At 60.6% G+C, this 15,380-nt stretch carries 11 protein-coding genes; 8 read left to right on the top strand and 3 right to left on the bottom strand.

Annotation, left to right across the window (positions count from 1 at the left end):
* Positions 1–84: 84 nt before the first annotated feature.
* Positions 85–1,437: an O-antigen ligase family protein gene (locus J3L12_RS02160; protein ID WP_208013394.1), complete on the bottom strand. Its 1,353-nt coding sequence runs from the start codon at positions 1,435–1,437 to the stop codon at positions 85–87.
* 595 nt (positions 1,438–2,032) lie between these two features.
* On the opposite strand from J3L12_RS02160, the gene J3L12_RS02155 reads away from it, so the two are divergent.
* A complete protein-coding gene (locus J3L12_RS02155; protein ID WP_208013393.1) occupies positions 2,033–2,761 on the top strand; it encodes a glycosyltransferase in 729 nt (242 codons plus the stop codon).
* Here the strand turns inward: J3L12_RS02155 and J3L12_RS02150 are convergent.
* Together J3L12_RS02150 and J3L12_RS02145 are read right to left on the bottom strand one after the other, a co-directional pair.
* Entirely contained in the window at positions 2,758–4,206 is a 1,449-nt protein-coding gene (locus tag J3L12_RS02150; RefSeq protein WP_208013392.1) for a right-handed parallel beta-helix repeat-containing protein, read from the bottom strand. The genes J3L12_RS02155 and J3L12_RS02150 overlap by 4 nt on opposite strands.
* 325 nt (positions 4,207–4,531) lie before the next feature.
* Entirely contained in the window at positions 4,532–5,863 is a 1,332-nt protein-coding gene (locus J3L12_RS02145; protein ID WP_208013391.1) for a hypothetical protein, read from the bottom strand.
* Between the two features lie 258 nt (positions 5,864–6,121).
* On the opposite strand from J3L12_RS02145, the gene J3L12_RS02140 reads away from it, so the two are divergent.
* From J3L12_RS02140 to J3L12_RS02110, 7 genes are all read left to right on the top strand, one after another.
* Positions 6,122–7,687, top strand: a complete 1,566-nt coding sequence (locus tag J3L12_RS02140; RefSeq protein WP_208013390.1) for a polysaccharide biosynthesis tyrosine autokinase — start codon at positions 6,122–6,124, stop codon at positions 7,685–7,687.
* Positions 7,688–7,857: 170 nt separating this feature from the next.
* Positions 7,858–9,297, top strand: a complete 1,440-nt coding sequence (locus J3L12_RS02135; RefSeq protein ID WP_208013389.1) for an FAD-linked oxidase C-terminal domain-containing protein — start codon at positions 7,858–7,860, stop codon at positions 9,295–9,297.
* 27 nt (positions 9,298–9,324) lie between these two features.
* Complete coding sequence (locus tag J3L12_RS02130; RefSeq protein ID WP_208013388.1) at positions 9,325–10,413, top strand: FAD-binding protein; 1,089 nt, start codon at positions 9,325–9,327, stop codon at positions 10,411–10,413.
* Positions 10,397–11,677, top strand: coding sequence for a glycolate oxidase subunit GlcF (gene glcF, locus J3L12_RS02125; RefSeq protein ID WP_208013387.1), 1,281 nt, complete (start codon positions 10,397–10,399; stop codon positions 11,675–11,677). The genes J3L12_RS02130 and glcF overlap by 17 nt, the downstream gene beginning before the upstream one ends.
* 85 nt (positions 11,678–11,762) lie before the next feature.
* The gene (locus tag J3L12_RS02120; protein WP_208013386.1) at positions 11,763–13,013 is read left to right on the top strand and encodes a glycerate kinase; all 1,251 of its coding nucleotides are present in this window, start codon (positions 11,763–11,765) and stop codon (positions 13,011–13,013) included.
* 60 nt (positions 13,014–13,073) lie between these two features.
* Positions 13,074–13,934 carry a permease-like cell division protein FtsX gene (locus tag J3L12_RS02115; RefSeq protein ID WP_208013385.1) on the top strand — a complete coding sequence of 287 codons (861 nt, stop codon included), beginning with the start codon at positions 13,074–13,076 and terminating at the stop codon, positions 13,932–13,934.
* Positions 13,931–15,343, top strand: a complete 1,413-nt coding sequence (locus tag J3L12_RS02110; protein WP_243454826.1) for a peptidoglycan DD-metalloendopeptidase family protein — start codon at positions 13,931–13,933, stop codon at positions 15,341–15,343. Before J3L12_RS02115 ends, J3L12_RS02110 begins: the two co-directional genes overlap by 4 nt.
* Positions 15,344–15,380: the final 37 nt, after the last annotated feature.

The following is a 15,380-nucleotide window of genomic DNA, read 5'->3' as shown; positions in this document are numbered from 1 at the left end:
CTTTAGTGCACCCAGATCAAACCCGGCACGTATTTGGCTACGGTAGCCCCGTATTGTATCCAGGCGCTATCATCGAGACAGACGCTAGGCTACACGACTCTCCAAACCCAAGGCCTGTCCCAACCTGGGGCGGCTTGCAGGATTGGCATAAACCACCGTAGCCGCAAAGCCCAAACCCGTCAGCAACCAGAACGGTACCCCCCCCATCGGCCCCTCCAAAAAAACATCAAAGCTGGCGTTAACCACAAATGCCAACCAATAACAGAACAACCACAAGAAAAGCCCCGCCCATAAATGGTCACCGTTCCGGGCCGCCAGGCGCCGAGCCCTTAGCACCGCCCATGCCCAGCCAATCAGCAAGGTAAGCCACAGCGCTAGCCCCGGCACACCGGAGCGAGCCAGGATATTCAGATGGCCATTATGGGGACTTCGCAGGGACTCCTGCTTGTCAACCTGGAAACCATCGGATGTGGCTAGGTTGATGCCATAGCCCTTGCCGGTCCAGAAATAGGATCCGAAAAAGGTGTAGCCAACGATTTTTTCCCACCATTTCAGTCGCCAGCGGCGATTGGCTTCCACATTCCCGGCATCGCTTACGCCAGGCAGTACGATGCTTATGAAGTTAGTGGTGATCTGTTCTATGCTCACCGACCTCGAGCCCACCACCTGCACCGAGGAAAGAAACACCATCGAAGCTAAACCAAAAAGTGCGAAGCTCAACAAAAACCCCACCGCATAGCCCACCAGGCGCGCATTAATCCTGGGGAAAAGCGAGGCCAGAGCTGGCAGTACGGCCATCACAAAAGAAACTGCCCCTCCCCGATTGGCCGCTGCGGTAAGGCCAAAAACAACCGTTGCACCCAGCACCCAAATCGGGGTGTGTAATAACGACCACCGCAGGTTTCCTCCCAAACCCAGTAAAACGAAAATTGCCGCCCCGGCCAGGTGCACACCAATATCACCGAACTTTACGACCACCAATGGTATCTGGGTACCGGGAAGACTCGGCAGGGTGATGTTTAAGGGGTCGGTCGCTATCAGTGGAAGGATCATCAGTGGGAAAAAGAGCGCATAATAGCGGTAATACCGAATCAGGATAAAAAAGGAGGAGTGGTTTTTTAGAATCACTCCATATATAAGTATTGCAAACAGGGCGTATCCCCAGATCGCTGCATCCCGTAGTGCGTTCAGGCCGTAGTTGCTCAGATACGGCAACGTCTGTAAAAGGCTCCAGGTGAAGAATGGAACAATTAAGACCATGGGCCAGGTCAAGGCCCTTTGTAGAATGCTGGGATTGAGGGTTGCTAATATCAAGCCCAACAGTAATGCCCCTTCCGCAACGTACAAAGGTGATACACCTATGTAAGCAAAGCCCTTGCCCATCAAGGTATAGCCAAGAAATAGGGCACTAATTGCCAACAAAAAAAGTTTGAGCATGGTTCATACCCCGCCTAGAGGTATTCTAGTCGCTCCTGGTTGTCTGGGGTGTTCGCTTTTTCGGCGCAGTGTACTATACCTAGAACTTATGCGAATCTTATTAGCTGGACATGCTTGCAGCCCGGATCACGGCTCAGAACCCGCAGTGACCTGGACGTGGGCCCTGTCGCTGGCCCGTCACGCCGAAGTATGGGTTCTGACACACCCTGTTTATCGCAGCAATGTAGAGGCCTTTCTGGAAGCCAACCCCAACCCGAACCTACGCTTTCACTGGGTCACACTGCCCAACTGGCTAGACCCCTGGAAACCCCCCGACGACCGGTTTATTCGCATACACTACGTTTTTTGGCAACATGCTCTGTTGAAGGCTGCCAAAGACTTGCACAGGCAGGTCGGGTTCGATTTGTCGCATTATGTTAGCTGGAATACCATAGCCATCCCCCCGCTACTTTGGCAGCTTCCGGTTCCTTTCGTGTGGGGGCCCGTTGGCGGAGGGCATCTGGTTCCAGCCGGATTTGAGCGATATCTTGGGCGCTCGGTTTACTTCGACAAAATCAGAAGCCTGAATCTTAGCACCCTCAAATGGCGACCCTCTATGCGGGCTGTGGTTCGCAATGCAGCGGCGATTCTGGCTACCAACCACGAAACCCGCCGATTGCTTGAGGCTGCCAACGCCAAGAACGTGATGCTCATGAACGTAACCGGCTTGCGGGACGATTACGTGCCTGATGAACCACCTCCACCCCCCCAGAATACCGAATTACAGTTGCTGTGGGCCGGGCGACTCGAAGCCTTCAAGGGCCTTGATCTGGCCCTCGAGGCGCTAAAGCTAGTGGCCGACCTGCCGGTGCAGCTGCTGGTAGCTGGGGAAGGCCCCATGCGAGAGGCCTGGGAAAACAAAGTTTCCAGGCTGGGTCTGGATGGTAAGGTCTCTTTCCTCGGTCAGATGAGCTGGCACGAAATAAAAAAGCAATACGCCAGCGCCGATGCTTTCGTATTTACCAGCTTACGCGACTCTTTCGGAAGCGTGGTGCTTGAGGCCATGGCCCACGGAAAACCCATTCTTACCCTTAACCATCAAGGTGTGGGCTGCTTCGTGCCAGATGATGCGGGTTTCAAGGTTACGGTAGAAAGTCCCCAAGCCACCGTTAGGGCCTTGGCCGACGGGATCCGACAGCTCCAGGCCAACCCTCACCTCAGACAGCAGATGGGACGAGCAGCTCACCGCTACGCTCTTTCTGAACGGCAGAGCCTGCGTACGGAATTCATTCTTGGTCTGTATCGCCAGCTACTCAGTAAACGCGACCATGCCCGTTTTGCTTAGCGAACCGTGGTTCGCTCAGGCACAAGGGGAACACCAGCGGCACTCAAAATCCCATTGAGCTCATTGCGATCCAGGTCACGGCTGTTGGGTCCACCACCAGGGGTGGCCTTGAACTGTGCCAGGCTGTCCATCTCGGTAATCCAGGCCAGCTGCGCCCGGTAGGTCACACTCTGGGTCGATACGGTCGGTTCACGATAGAAACGGTTTTGATCGCCGCTATTGGTGCCATTGGTATAAAGGGTCTTATTGGAAATATCGGATAACCAGGCCATAACCAACGACAGTTGGCCGGTGGCCTTCACCGCGATGGTATTGTTTTCGACCCGGTTGCCGGTAACCTCGGTGTAATCATCCCGATCTTGTTGAACTACCGAAATGCCATCGGCATTCCAGGCCACTACGTTGCCTCGCACCGTACAGCCAGAGGAATTCTGCACCACCAGACCTGCCCCCCAACCCCAGTTGGGAAAGCCAAAACCGTTTTCCCAGGCCTGGTTGTTTTCCATGGTGCAGCTCCTGCTGATTTCAAACAGGATTCCGGGGCCCGTGTTGTGGTGCAATCGGTTGCCACGAAAGGTCACCCCGTTGCAGTAGACGTCGCACCAGAAACCCGGCCCGTCGTTCTGATAGGATTCGTTGTTCTCGACCAACAGATTCTTGACCAGGGCCCATTTGCTGCCCCCGGCCTCCCAGCCGGGTTCGAAATCTTCAGTGTTATTCTGATAAACTTTGTTGCCTCGGATAACCAGGTTTTCGCCCTGACCCACAAGGCCGATCTGGCCGTTGTGGTGGATCAAATTATTCAGCACCTGTGTGCCTGGCCCATCGGTTTCCACACCGGCGCCGTGGGCGTAGGCAATATCGTTTCCTTCAATGCGCCAGCGAGGGCCACCGCCGTCGTAGATGCCGCCGTGCTGCACCTCCACCGCCGCGTGGCGGAAAGTGAAACCCTTGATAACCACATCGCTTGCCCCGGCGGTTCCCTCGAGCCAGCGGTAGCGCATAGTTACTTCCACGGTGCGGCCCAAGGGGTCGCTCCCCAGGTAAATTTTTCCATTACCCACATAGAAGTCGCCAGGCCCCACCTGCTCGAGGCTGGTTTCTTGGAATTGCGGCTGTCCATCTATAAAAACTTGATCAGGGTAAAGGCAACGACTGTTGCTGCTGCTTCTGCAAACACCTCGCAGCGGCCTATAGAAGGTAGGGTTGTAAGGCTTCGTCCAGTAACTGCCTTCCCGCACCCAGCCTTCCCACACCTCCGAACCTTTGATGGTCGCACCAGGGTCACCAATCAGCGTAAGGCGTTTGTCAATACGCACCGTTTCCCGGTAAGTGCCCGCAGCTACTCGAATGGTATCGCCAGCTTTGGCCTTACGCACCGCCTCGCCAATGGTTCCGTACGGGCTGCTAGCCGTACCGTTGCCATTACTAGCACCTGCACGCACATAGATAGCGTTGGCGGGATCGGTGGGAGAAGGGGTACCGGGCGTAGGTGGAGTGGGTACCTGGGCAACCTGGTCGCAAGCCGTACCAAGGAGGGCCATAGCAAGAAAGACCAAGATGGCGAGGTTGTTTCGGTTATTAATCATGCTGGACTCACCTACAAAGGAAGGGTGAAGGTTGCTCATGCAAAGGGCATAGAACAACACGGTTGTCACAAAAACGTTACCGCACACAGCTCAACTGATATTGTGTGCATAGAGCTACCTTCCCAACTGTAATGATGTCCGGGTTTTCTGCGGGCCAAATTAAGTGAAGAATAACAAGGCATTAATGTTGATGGGTACCTTTTCCAATTCTCCCAGGTGTATCAATGCGGCTATAGCGCCACCAAAACAACGCCGATAAGATGATCTGCAGCAAGTTGACCGCGCAAATGGTGACCACTGCTCCAGCAAGACCATGTGATTGGATGGCAGGGAATCCAAAAACCAAGACAAATATGGTGGCCAGGGTGTAAATCAAGGTTACCCATTGCACCCGTTCGCGGGAGCGCAAAGCCGCTAAGAACACACCCGCCACACCCGCCAGGAAAGGAACTGAACCGTACATGAGCAGGTAAAAGCTTATTTGTTGGTAGTTATCTCCATACAAAATCCAAAAAACTTTGCTGTGAAAAGCCCCTAGCACCAGCCAGGCTGATAATCCCATGAAAGAGAAGAGTAAAATGTACCGTAGTATCAAGCTCGACAAAGCCTTTTTTGTCTGGGCTCGAGCAAATGAAGGAATCAACAGGGAGTTGAAAGCAGCCATCACGCTGAATACCGGCAGGGCCGTATTCTCCAAAACCCGCAGTTGGGCTACGGTTTCCAACCCATGCGTACGCACCAAAATCAAATAGGGAATAGTTGCTACAGACACCCACAAGAAGCTGGAAGGTAGCCCCCAGCGGCCATAGTGCCAGTGACTGCGCAAAACCACTCGCACCAGTGCAAGCCAAAGTCGGGAGCCCCGCAGTGGGCTGGAGCCTATTCTGGCCGATGGGGCAGCTGTCCGCTTCCAACTACGTTCCACCCACCAACCCGCGCCATAAGAGGCCAGACCCACAAAACAGAGCGCTGAGAAGGCGCTCAACCAGTTGGTCTGCCAGGCTAGCCAGGCCAAGCTCACGAAGATCAGCAGGTAGACCAACCCTCCCTGCGCCGAAAAAGCGGGGGTCAGATTGGCATAACAAATACGCCTTACCGCCATGGCATACAGCACAAGCGGAAATGCCAGCGCCAGGCCCAGATAAATCCAGAAATAGTTTGAATGACGTTGTAGCAACGCCAGGCCAATCGCCCCTGCAGAGAGCCCTAAGGACAACAGCCAGTTTAGTTGCACCACAATCTGCTGATAGGTATAAGGGGCTAGGCGAAAACGATTGGCAGTGAATACCAACATCGGTTCAACAATCAAGGGATTCTGCAATTGATACGACATAATGAGAATCATCCAGCCAAAGGCAAACGCACCATAGGCATCGGGCTCGAGCCAGCGCGCCATAAGGGTATTGGCCAGGAAATTGGAAACCCCGTACAGGGCCTGATCTACCAGCGCCCACCCTGCTCGCTGAGGAAGCTTTCGGCCCAGGTTGTTAAGAATGCGCAGTTTGTTCGTCACGGTAGACCCATCAAGGCAATGGTACTGCTATGTCAGACCAAAGTTTCCGCAAAATATCTGATGGATTTCCAAGGCGCGTTTCATTTATTGTTAGCTTAAACCAAGCCCACGAAGCAAACGCCTCGGATCATTGAGTGAGGATGGAAATATTCGTTGCGACCGTGGCAAAAGCAGTAACCTGGGCTACGGAACGAGCGATAACACCTTAGTGCCGATTCAACCATCGGTTGCCTGCGTAGCGCCTATAATCGAAGAGGTATGATTCAGCAAATTCCACAGGAACCCGAAATTGACCTGGTGCGCCTGGGTCAGATACTGCGCCGTAATGGGTGGAGACTGCTATTGTTTGCCGCTTCTTTGGGGTTCCTGACATTCTTCTTTTCCTGGTTGCAGGTTCCTACTTACCAGGCCAGCTCCCGCCTGCTGGCGGCACAAAGCAGCGCTTTTTCGGGCAGCAATCTTCTAGGCACGCTACCTTCCCAGAACCTCATTGATGCCGAAGCTTACCGTGAGGCCGCCCTCAGCAACCTAGTACTGGGACGCACTCTCCAAGCCGCCAACCTACCCAGCGAGCCGCGCGACCTCGAGCTGTTTACCCGCAACGCTCGGGTACGCACCATCCAAGGCCAAAACTCTAACGTCATTATTCTGAGTGTACGGAGCCCCAACCCGCAACAAGCAGCCCAGCTTGCCAACATCTGGGCCACCAGCCTTATCCGCTGGGACGACGAGCGCGTGCGGGGCAGTTTTGGGAGCTACCGGGAGTCGCTGGAAGCTCAACTCGCGGTAGTGAAAAATCAGATCAGCCAAGCCTCCAATCAAGGTGCAGAGAGCCTGTCCGGTCTGCGCACTTTGCAAGCCTCCTTGCTGCGGGACATTGATCTGGTTCGGGCCTTAGAACGTAGTGCCAGCGGGCAGCTCTCCCTGATAGATCGGGCCGTTGCCCCCGTCCGTCCTACCAGTCCGCGTCCTGCGCTGTATGCGGTGGTGGCTTTCCTGGTGGGGCTGGTACTCGCCTTCGGCTTGCTCCTATTACGGGAAACCAGTGTACGCAATGTACGCAACGCCGACGAAGCCTTCAGCCTGACCTCACTGCCCATACTGGGTGAGTTTCCCGAGATGCCGGCGGGCACAGGGCGCACCCTCTCCCCTGAAGTGGCCAGCTACCTTGACATCAGCGTGACCCACACCATTGCAGGGGGCAGCCCACGAATTATCGCCATTACCAGTCCGGCAGCCCTCGAGGGCAAAAGTAGTGTGGCCATCAGCCTGGCGCGGGCCTGCGCCAAAGCAGGTAAGCTCACCCTGCTGATTGACCTGGACAGCCGCAAACCGGTGCTGCACCAGGAGTTTCGCATCACCAAGGGCCAGGACATCGTGAGCGTACTGGTCAACCTGCCCCGCATACACCCTCAGCCCACCCTGGTCGAGAACAACCTGTACCTGATTCCCTGTCTGCAACCCCTCGAGAACCCCCCCCGCTTGCTCTCCGAGATGTTTCGTCCCTTCATTGCTCATCTCAAGGAGAGCGGCCAGTACGACATAATCATCATTGACACCCCGCCCGTGCTGAGTGTAACCGATACCCTGATCATAGCCCCTTATGTTTCCGGGGTGCTGATGGTGGTGCGCGAAGGCCAGACCGACCGGCGCCAGTTGCGCTCGGCCCTGGATATCCTCAAGCGGGTCGGGGCCCAGACCCTGGGTCTGGTGATGAACCGGGTACGTGATAGCCAGACTTTTCCCAAGCCCGACAAAGTATACGGAGTCGGCAGAAAAGGCACCGGCATTTTCAAATCCGCCAGGCTCGAGGAAAAGTCGTAAGCCCTAAGCCCACAACATCCAGGCCCGCCCTGAGTCTTTTGTTTTCCATTTAATAAAAAATAGTTTCATTTATTGACAAAACAACGGGTAGCCACTAGCTTCAAAGCAGAGCCGGAGGCCCTCAAGATGGCAAAGAAGTCTGGATATATCTCCACTGGCAAGGAGACCGTATGCATGCTGCGCTGAGCGAGCTCGAGCGCCTCTTTCCCCCAGGCCGCTTGCTGCACAGGCCGGGCGAGCTGGTGCCTTATGAATCTGACGCCCTCACGGCCTTCCGGGCCCGGCCCCTGGCGGTGGTGCTGCCCGAAAGCCATGCGGAGGTGGAGGCGGCGGTGCGCTGGTGCGCGAAGCACCAGATTCCCTATGTGGCCCGGGGCTCCGGTACCAGCCTGTCAGGGGGGTCGCTGCCCATTGACGGGGGGCTTTTGATCGGCCTCAACCGCATGAACCGACTGTTGCGGCTCGACCCCCAGGAACGGATTGCGGTGGTACAACCGGGCTTCATCAACCTCCAGGTTTCCAACGCCGCCGCGCCCTATGGCCTCTACTACGCCCCCGACCCCTCCTCGCAACCGGTCTCGACCATTGGCGGCAACCTGGCCTTCAACTCCGGCGGGGCCCACTGCCTCAAGTACGGCATGACCTCCAACCACGTGCTGGCCGCCCGGGTGGTACTGCCGGATGGGGAAACCGTAGAACTGGGCAGCGAAAGCCTGGAAAACACCGGCCCCGACTGGCTGGGGCTGCTGGTGGGCAGCGAGGGGCTGCTGGGCATCGCCACCGAAATTACCCTTCGCCTGCTGCCCAAGCCCGAGACCTACCACACCGTGCTGGCCGCCTACGACTCGCTGGCCAAAGCCGGTGAAGCCGTGGCGGCGGTGGTGGCCTCGGGGCTCTTGCCGGGCGCCATGGAGATTATGGACTCGCTGGCCATTGAGGCCGCCGAGGCTGCCGTGAAGGCCGGGTATCCCCTGGAGGCCCGCGCCCTTTTGATTGTGGAGCTCGAGGGCGAGACCCCCCAGGTCGAGGCCGAAGCCCGCTACCTGGAGGAGGTCATCCAGAAGTCGGGGGCTTACGAGGTGCGGGTGGCCCGGAGCAACGAGGAGCGCCTGAAAATCTGGAAAGGGCGCAAGGCCGCTTTCTCGGCGGTGGGGCGGCTCTCGCCGGATTACATCGTGCAGGATGGGGTGGTGCCCCGCTCCCGGCTGGGCCAGGCCCTCGCTGAAATTGAAAAGCTCTCGGCCCGCTACGGCCTGCGGGTGGCCAACGTTTTTCACGCCGGCGACGGCAACCTGCATCCCCTGATTCTTTACAACGGGCGCATAGCGGGGGAGCTGGAGCGGGCCGAGGAGCTGGCCGGAGAAATTCTGAAGCTATGCGTGGCCCTGGGCGGCTCCATCACCGGGGAGCACGGGGTGGGCATGGAGAAAAAGGCCTATATGACGGAGATGTTCGCCGAGGCCGACCTCGCCGCCATGCGGCGCATTCGCCTGGCCCTCGACCCCCTGGAGCTTGCCAACCGGGGCAAGATGTTTCCCGGCGAGGCCCCCGCGCTTCAGTTCCACGGGGCGCACCCGCTCGAGAAAGCAGGGGTGATCTCGCGTGAGTAAGCGTTCCCCCAAGGCCAGGGGGTGGAGGTGAGCACTCCCCCCCTTCAGCCCACCAGCGCTGCCGAAGTCCAGGAGGCCGTGCGCACACACCGCCACCTCCTGCCCCGAGGGGGCGGCAGCAAGCCTGCGCTCTCGAGGCCCCACGAAGGCCAGACCGTGCTTGATATGAGCGGCCTCTCGGGGGTGCTGGAGTACGACCCCAGCGAGTATGTGTTTGTGGCCCGGGCCGGCACCAGGCTGGCTGAGGTGGAAGCCCTGCTGGCCCAGCACGGGCAGTACCTGCCCTTCGACCCGCCCCTGGTAGCACAGGGGGCGACGCTGGGCGGCACGGTAGCGGCGGGGCTCTCGGGCCCGATGCGCCAGCGCTACGGCGGGTTGCGGGATTTCATTTTGGGGGTGCAGTTTGTAGATGGCGAGGGCCAGCTGGTGCGGGGCGGGGGCAAGGTGGTCAAGAACGCCGCCGGGTTCGACCTGCCCAAGCTGATGGTGGGCAGCCTGGGGCGGCTGGGCATCCTGACCGAGGTGGCTTTTAAGGTGTTTCCCGCTCCCAAAGCCACCGCCACCCTGCTGGTCAATTTTCCCGGCCTGGAAGCGGCCCTCGAGGCCCTCTACCGGCTGGCAGGCTCCCCCATCGAGCTCTACGCGCTCGACCTGCAACCGCCTGGCACCCTGGTTCTGCGGCTGGGCGGTTTGCCAGAGGCCCTACCGGCCCGGCTGGAACGACTCCAGGCTTTTTTGGGGCGGGGGGGCGAGCCCCTGAGTGGCGAGGCTGAAACGGCCTACTGGCGCAGCCTGAACGAGCTGAACCTGGGCGAAGGGGCCCTGGTAAAAGTGGCCCTCACGGCCCGGCGCATCCCGGCCCTGGAACAGGCCCTGGGCCAGGCCCCACGGCGCTACCTGAGTGCGGGCCACCTGCTCTACCTGGCCTGGAACGCAGAGCTGAAGGCGCTCGATGCCCTCCTCCAGGCCCAGGGCTTGTCTGGTCTGGTTCTGAAGGGCGCTACGCATCGGCCCCAGATTGGAATAGACTTGGGGCAGGCCATGGGCCACAAGGTGACCAAAGCCCTCGACCCGCAGGGCAAGTTTGCGCAGGAACCCTATGCAGCACAAGATTGATGTCGAACAGCTGGGCCCCCAGGGCGAAATTATGGCTCACGCCATCGAGGCGTGTGTGCATTGTGGCTTCTGCCTGCCGGCCTGCCCCACCTACCAGGTGCTCGGCGAGGAAATGGACTCGCCCCGCGGGCGCATCTTCCTGATGAAGGAGGTGCTCGAGGGCAACCTCCAGATGGAGGAAGCCCAGCCCTACCTGGACAAGTGCCTGGGCTGCCAGGGCTGCGTAACAGCCTGCCCCAGCGGGGTGCCCTACGGCGAACTCATCTCCACCTACCGGGGCTGGAGCGAGCCCAGGCGCCACCGCTCCCCCTTCCAGAAGCTCTTTCGCATCGGCCTGCAGGAGACCCTCCCCTACCCGGCCCGCTTCCGGGCGGCGGCGTGGCTGGGGCGGCTGGGCAAGCTGGTTCAACCGCTGCTGCCGCCCATGCTGAAGGCCCCCCTCGAGCTTCTGCCCGAGGCTCTCCCCAAGAGCGAACCCCTCCCCGAGGTCATCCCCGCCGAGGGCCCTCGGCGGGCCCGGGTGGCCTTTTTGGCCGGTTGCGCCCAGCAGGTGCTGCAACCGGGTTTCAACCGTGCTACCCTGCGGGTGCTGGCCCAGAACGGGGTCGAGGTGGTGATTCCCAAAGACCAGAGCTGCTGCGGGGCGCTGGCCCTGCACACCGGCGAACGGGGGCGGGCCTTGCAGTTTGCCCGCACCAACCTCAAAGCCTTTGCCGGCGACTACGACGCCATCCTCACCAACGCCGCCGGCTGTGGCTCGGGCCTCAAGGAGTACCCCATGCTCTTCCACGGCGAGCCCGAGCAAGCCCAGGCTGCTGAACTGGCCGCCAGGGTGAAGGATGTTTCGGTCTTCCTGGTGGAGCTCGGCCTGAAGGAAGTGCCGCCCCTGAAGCGGCCCCTCAAGGTGGCCTACCACGACGCCTGCCACCTGGCCCATGCCCAGGGGGTGCGGGCCGAACCGCGCCAGCTGCTCCGGAGCATTCCGGGGGTGGAACTGGTGGAAATTCCCGAGGGCGAGCTCTGCTGCGGCTCGGCGGGTACATATAACCTCGAGCAGCCCGCCATTGCCGCCACCCTGGGCGAGCGCAAGGCCCGCAACATCCTGGCTACCGGGGCCGAGGTGGTGGTCACGGGCAACATCGGCTGCTTCACCCAGATCCAGACCCACCTCAAAAAGCTGGGGCGTGAGCTTCCGGTGCTGCACACGGTGGAGCTGCTCGAGCGGGCCTATGCCCAAACGGCCCTCCAGGAAGGCCCCTCATGAGATGGCCGAAAGCTGAAAGCTGAAGGCCAAAAGCGAATTGTGGATAGCCGGTCTGTGCGCTCTTTTTTTGCGTACAATGCCGGTTATGCGCGAGCAGCTTGTGGCCAGCTTCCAATACGCCCTGGCGCAAACCCACCCGGCCCGCCTCACCGAACAACACCTGCCCGAAGCATCCCCGGCGCTCATCGTGGCGGTGGGGAAAGCCGCGCTGAGTATGCTCGAGGCCGCTTTGGCGCGGTTTCCGCAGGCTCCTTTTATAGCGGTTCCCAAGGCCGAGGCGGGGCGGGTCTGGCCCCAATGGCCCAATGGGCGCATCCTGCCCGCCAGCCACCCGGTGCCCGACGAGAAGAGTGTGCAGGCCGGGCAGGCCATCCTGCAAGCGGTCTCGAAATTGAAGCCGGACGATTTGCTGCTCCTGCTGGTCTCGGGGGGTGGCAGCGCCCTGATGTGTGCGCCGTGGGGCGTTGATCTAGCCACCAAACAGGCTTTGACGCAGGCCTTACTTCGCTCCGGGGCCGATATTCAGGAGATCAACGCAGTCCGCAAGCACATCTCGGGCCTCAAGGGTGGGCGGCTGGCAGCGGCGACCCCGGCCCGCATTCTGGCCCTGTACCTTTCCGACGTGCCCGGCGACGACTTCGCGGTGATTGCCTCTGGGCCTACCGTGCCCGACCCCAGCACCTTTGCCGATGCGCTGGGGGTTCTGGACAAGTACGGCCTGGACTTCCCCGAGGTGCGAGCCCACCTGACCCAGGGGGTACAGGGCGCCCTGCCCGAGTCGCCCAAACCGGGGGAAGCCCTGTTTGCGCGGGTGGAAAACCGTCTGATTGGTAGCAACCAGGGGCTGCTCGAGGCCGCCCGCACCTACTGGCAGGCCCAGGGCTATCGGGCCGTGATCCTCTCCGACCGTTTCCAGGGCGAGGCCCGCGAGCTGGCCCGCTTCCACGCCAACCTGGTGCAGAGCATCCGCACCCACAAAGAGCCCTTCCGGCCCCCCGTTGTGCTGCTCTCCGGAGGCGAGGCCAGTGTCACGGTGCGCGGTTCGGGGCAGGGCGGGCGCAACCAGGAGTTTCTGGCCTGGCTGGGCTTTTATCTGGGCCAGGAGGGCCTCTGGGCCCTGGCCGCCGACTCCGACGGGATTGACGGCAATACCCTGGCCGCCGGGGCCATCTGGCAACCCGACACCTGGGAAAGGGCCAGGGGGCAGGGGCTAGACCTCAAATCCTTTTTGCGGCAAAACAACTCGCACGGCTTTTTTGCGGCCATGAACGACCTGCTCGTCACCGGCGAGACCGCAAATAACCTCAACGATTTGCGGGTGCTGGTAGTCGAGTAGAAAGTCGCTTCTAAGGGCTAATTCACATAAAATTTGAGTACAAACTGTACACTGAAGGTCGTGTATGCCCTTTCCCAGGCCTTTCGTTCGCTGCGCCAACACCTGACCAGTACGCTGGCCACTTTTTTTACCGCCCTGGTATCGTTTTCGCTGCTATTTTTGCTGGGATTGGTGCTGTGGAACCTGGATCGGGTGGTAGCCTCCCTCGAGCGCGAACTGGAGGTGGCCGCCTTTCTCAAGCCGGAGGCCCAGGCCACCGCCATTCTGAACGAGATCAAAACCTGGCCCGAGGTGAGCGAGGCCAAGCTGCAAACCAAAGAAGAGGCCCTGGCCACCCTCCAGCTCGACTACCCCTACCTGGCTCAGGCTCGAGAGTTCATCCAGAACCCCCTCCCCGACACCATCCGGCTCAAACTGACCGACCCCCAGCAGGTGCGCGAGGTGGGGCGGCGGGTGGCGCGGATTGAAGGGGTGGACAGCGTGGAGTACGGGGGCGCCCTTACCGAGCAACTGGTGCGGGTGCTGGCGGGCTTGCGGGTGGCGGTGAATATTTTGATTGTGCTGCTGCTCCTGGACACCCTTTTTAGCGTGATGGGCACCATCCGGCTCTCCATCGAAAACCGCCGCGAGGAGCTGCGGGTGATGCAACTGGTAGGGGCCACCCGGCGCTTTATCCAGGGGCCGTTTGTGGCCGAGGGCACGCTGCTCACCCTGGCTGCGGGCCTGGTGGCGTTGGGGCTGGGGGTTGTGTCGTATCGCTTTCTGGCCGAGGCGCTGCAAAACCTGCTGCCCTTCGTGCCGGTGCTGGCCGAGGGCGACCTGATCCGGGCCGCTCTGGCCATGCTGGTGCTGGCGGTGCTGCTGGGGGCCACCGGGGCTTATCTGGCCAGCCGGGCCAACCTGCGGGAGGCGGATTTATGAGGCAGGGCCTGGGGGTCGGGGGTCAGGGGTCGGGGAAGGGTGGGTTTGAAGCCACTGCACAGCCCCCAAGAAGTTGGCTCCTCCTCCCCAAACCCATTCAGCAAATCCTCTGGATGCTGGCGCTCGTGGGGGCTATTGGCTTTCAGCCCTGGGCCTTGGGCCAGCCCAGCCTGAACGAGCTTCAGCAACAGGCCGAGCAAAACCGCCGCCTGCAACAACTCCAGCAACAGCGCATCGCACAGCTCAACCGCGACCTGGCCAACCTCGATGCCGCGACCCAGCAGCAGCTCGCCGAACTGCGCCGCCTCGAGGCCGAGATTACCCGCCTCGAGCGCGAACGCGCCGAACTGACCCGGCAGATAGACCTGCTGGAAGGCCAGAAGAAGCAGGCCGAGGCCCGCATTGCCAGCCTGCAAAAGGAACTCGAGGGCCTGCGTGAGCGGCTTTCAGCCCTGCTGCAAAGCCTGCACCGCGAACGCGCCGGGCGCTACCTGCCCCTCCTGCGGGCCGAGTCCTTTACCGATTTGTCGGTGCGCAGCAAGTGGGTGGGGGTGCTGGGGCAGCACCAGACCGACCTGATGGACCGCATCAAGAACACCGTACGCCAGCTCGACGAGGAGCGCATACGGCTGGGACTGCTGGTGGATACCCTTACCGAGCGCCGGGCCGAACGGCAGCAGCGCATCGCCGCCCTGGCGCAAAACCGCCAGACCGTGCAACTGACCGTGGCCAACCTGCGGCAGCAGCGGGCCGGGCGGCAGATCATCCTGCGCGAGACCCTGCAAGCCCAGGCCCAGCTCCGGGCGGAGTTGAACGTGCTGCAGGGCCGCATTGCCGCCGAGCTGCGCCGAATTGCCGAGGAGCGCCGCCGGGCCGAGGAGGAACGCCGCCGCCGCGAAGCCGAGGAGCGCCGTCAGCGCGAGCTACAGGCCCAGCGCGAGCTCGAGCTGCAAGCCCGACGCCAGCGCGAAGAGGCCGCCCGCCGCGAGCGCGAGACCGTGCGCGAGCTGCCTTCGGTGCCCCGCGAGGTGGTGGGGGCCTTGCAGTTTCCGGTGCGCGGGGGCCGGGTAGCCGAGCCCTACGGCTTCCAGGGCAACGACTGGCAGACCCTCCAGGGCGCTGAGGCTTCCAGCCCCATCGTGGCCGCCGCCGATGGGGTGGTGATTGATAGCCTGTTCATTGCCAACCTGGGCTATACCCTGACCATCCGCCACTCCGACCAGATTGCCACGCAGTATGTGAATGTCCTCGAGCCCCGCGTCTCGGTGGGGCAGCGGGTGGGGCAGGGCCAGGTGATCGGCTTCACCGGCGGAGGCGTGCTCATCCCCAACGACCAGATGTGGTTCCGGGTGATTGTGATTGATAACAACGGCAACTTTCGCTACGTGGATCCATCGCGATATTACTGAAATCTTCTCGTAGGTTGTTGCCGATGGCTGATAGCTC

It is taken from the genome of Meiothermus sp. CFH 77666 (assembly GCF_017497985.1).
Lineage (GTDB): Bacteria > Deinococcota > Deinococci > Deinococcales > Thermaceae > Meiothermus.
Note: the sequence above shows the minus strand (reverse complement) of the source record. Positions and strands in the feature narration are given on the sequence as shown.

Bases quoted from the DNA above. Each gene is read 5' to 3' on its own strand.
- J3L12_RS02160 (WP_208013394.1), bottom strand. From the start codon at position 1,437: ATGCTCAAACTTTTTTTGTTGGCAATTAGTGCCCTATTTCTTGGCTAT.
- J3L12_RS02155 (WP_208013393.1), top strand. From the start codon at position 2,033: ATGCGGGCTGTGGTTCGCAATGCAGCGGCGATTCTGGCTACCAACCAC.
- J3L12_RS02140 (WP_208013390.1), top strand. From the start codon at position 6,122: ATGATTCAGCAAATTCCACAGGAACCCGAAATTGACCTGGTGCGCCTG.
- J3L12_RS02135 (WP_208013389.1), top strand. From the start codon at position 7,858: ATGCATGCTGCGCTGAGCGAGCTCGAGCGCCTCTTTCCCCCAGGCCGC.
- glcF (WP_208013387.1), top strand. From the start codon at position 10,397: ATGCAGCACAAGATTGATGTCGAACAGCTGGGCCCCCAGGGCGAAATT.
- J3L12_RS02120 (WP_208013386.1), top strand. From the start codon at position 11,763: ATGCGCGAGCAGCTTGTGGCCAGCTTCCAATACGCCCTGGCGCAAACC.
- J3L12_RS02110 (WP_243454826.1), top strand. From the start codon at position 13,931: ATGAGGCAGGGCCTGGGGGTCGGGGGTCAGGGGTCGGGGAAGGGTGGG.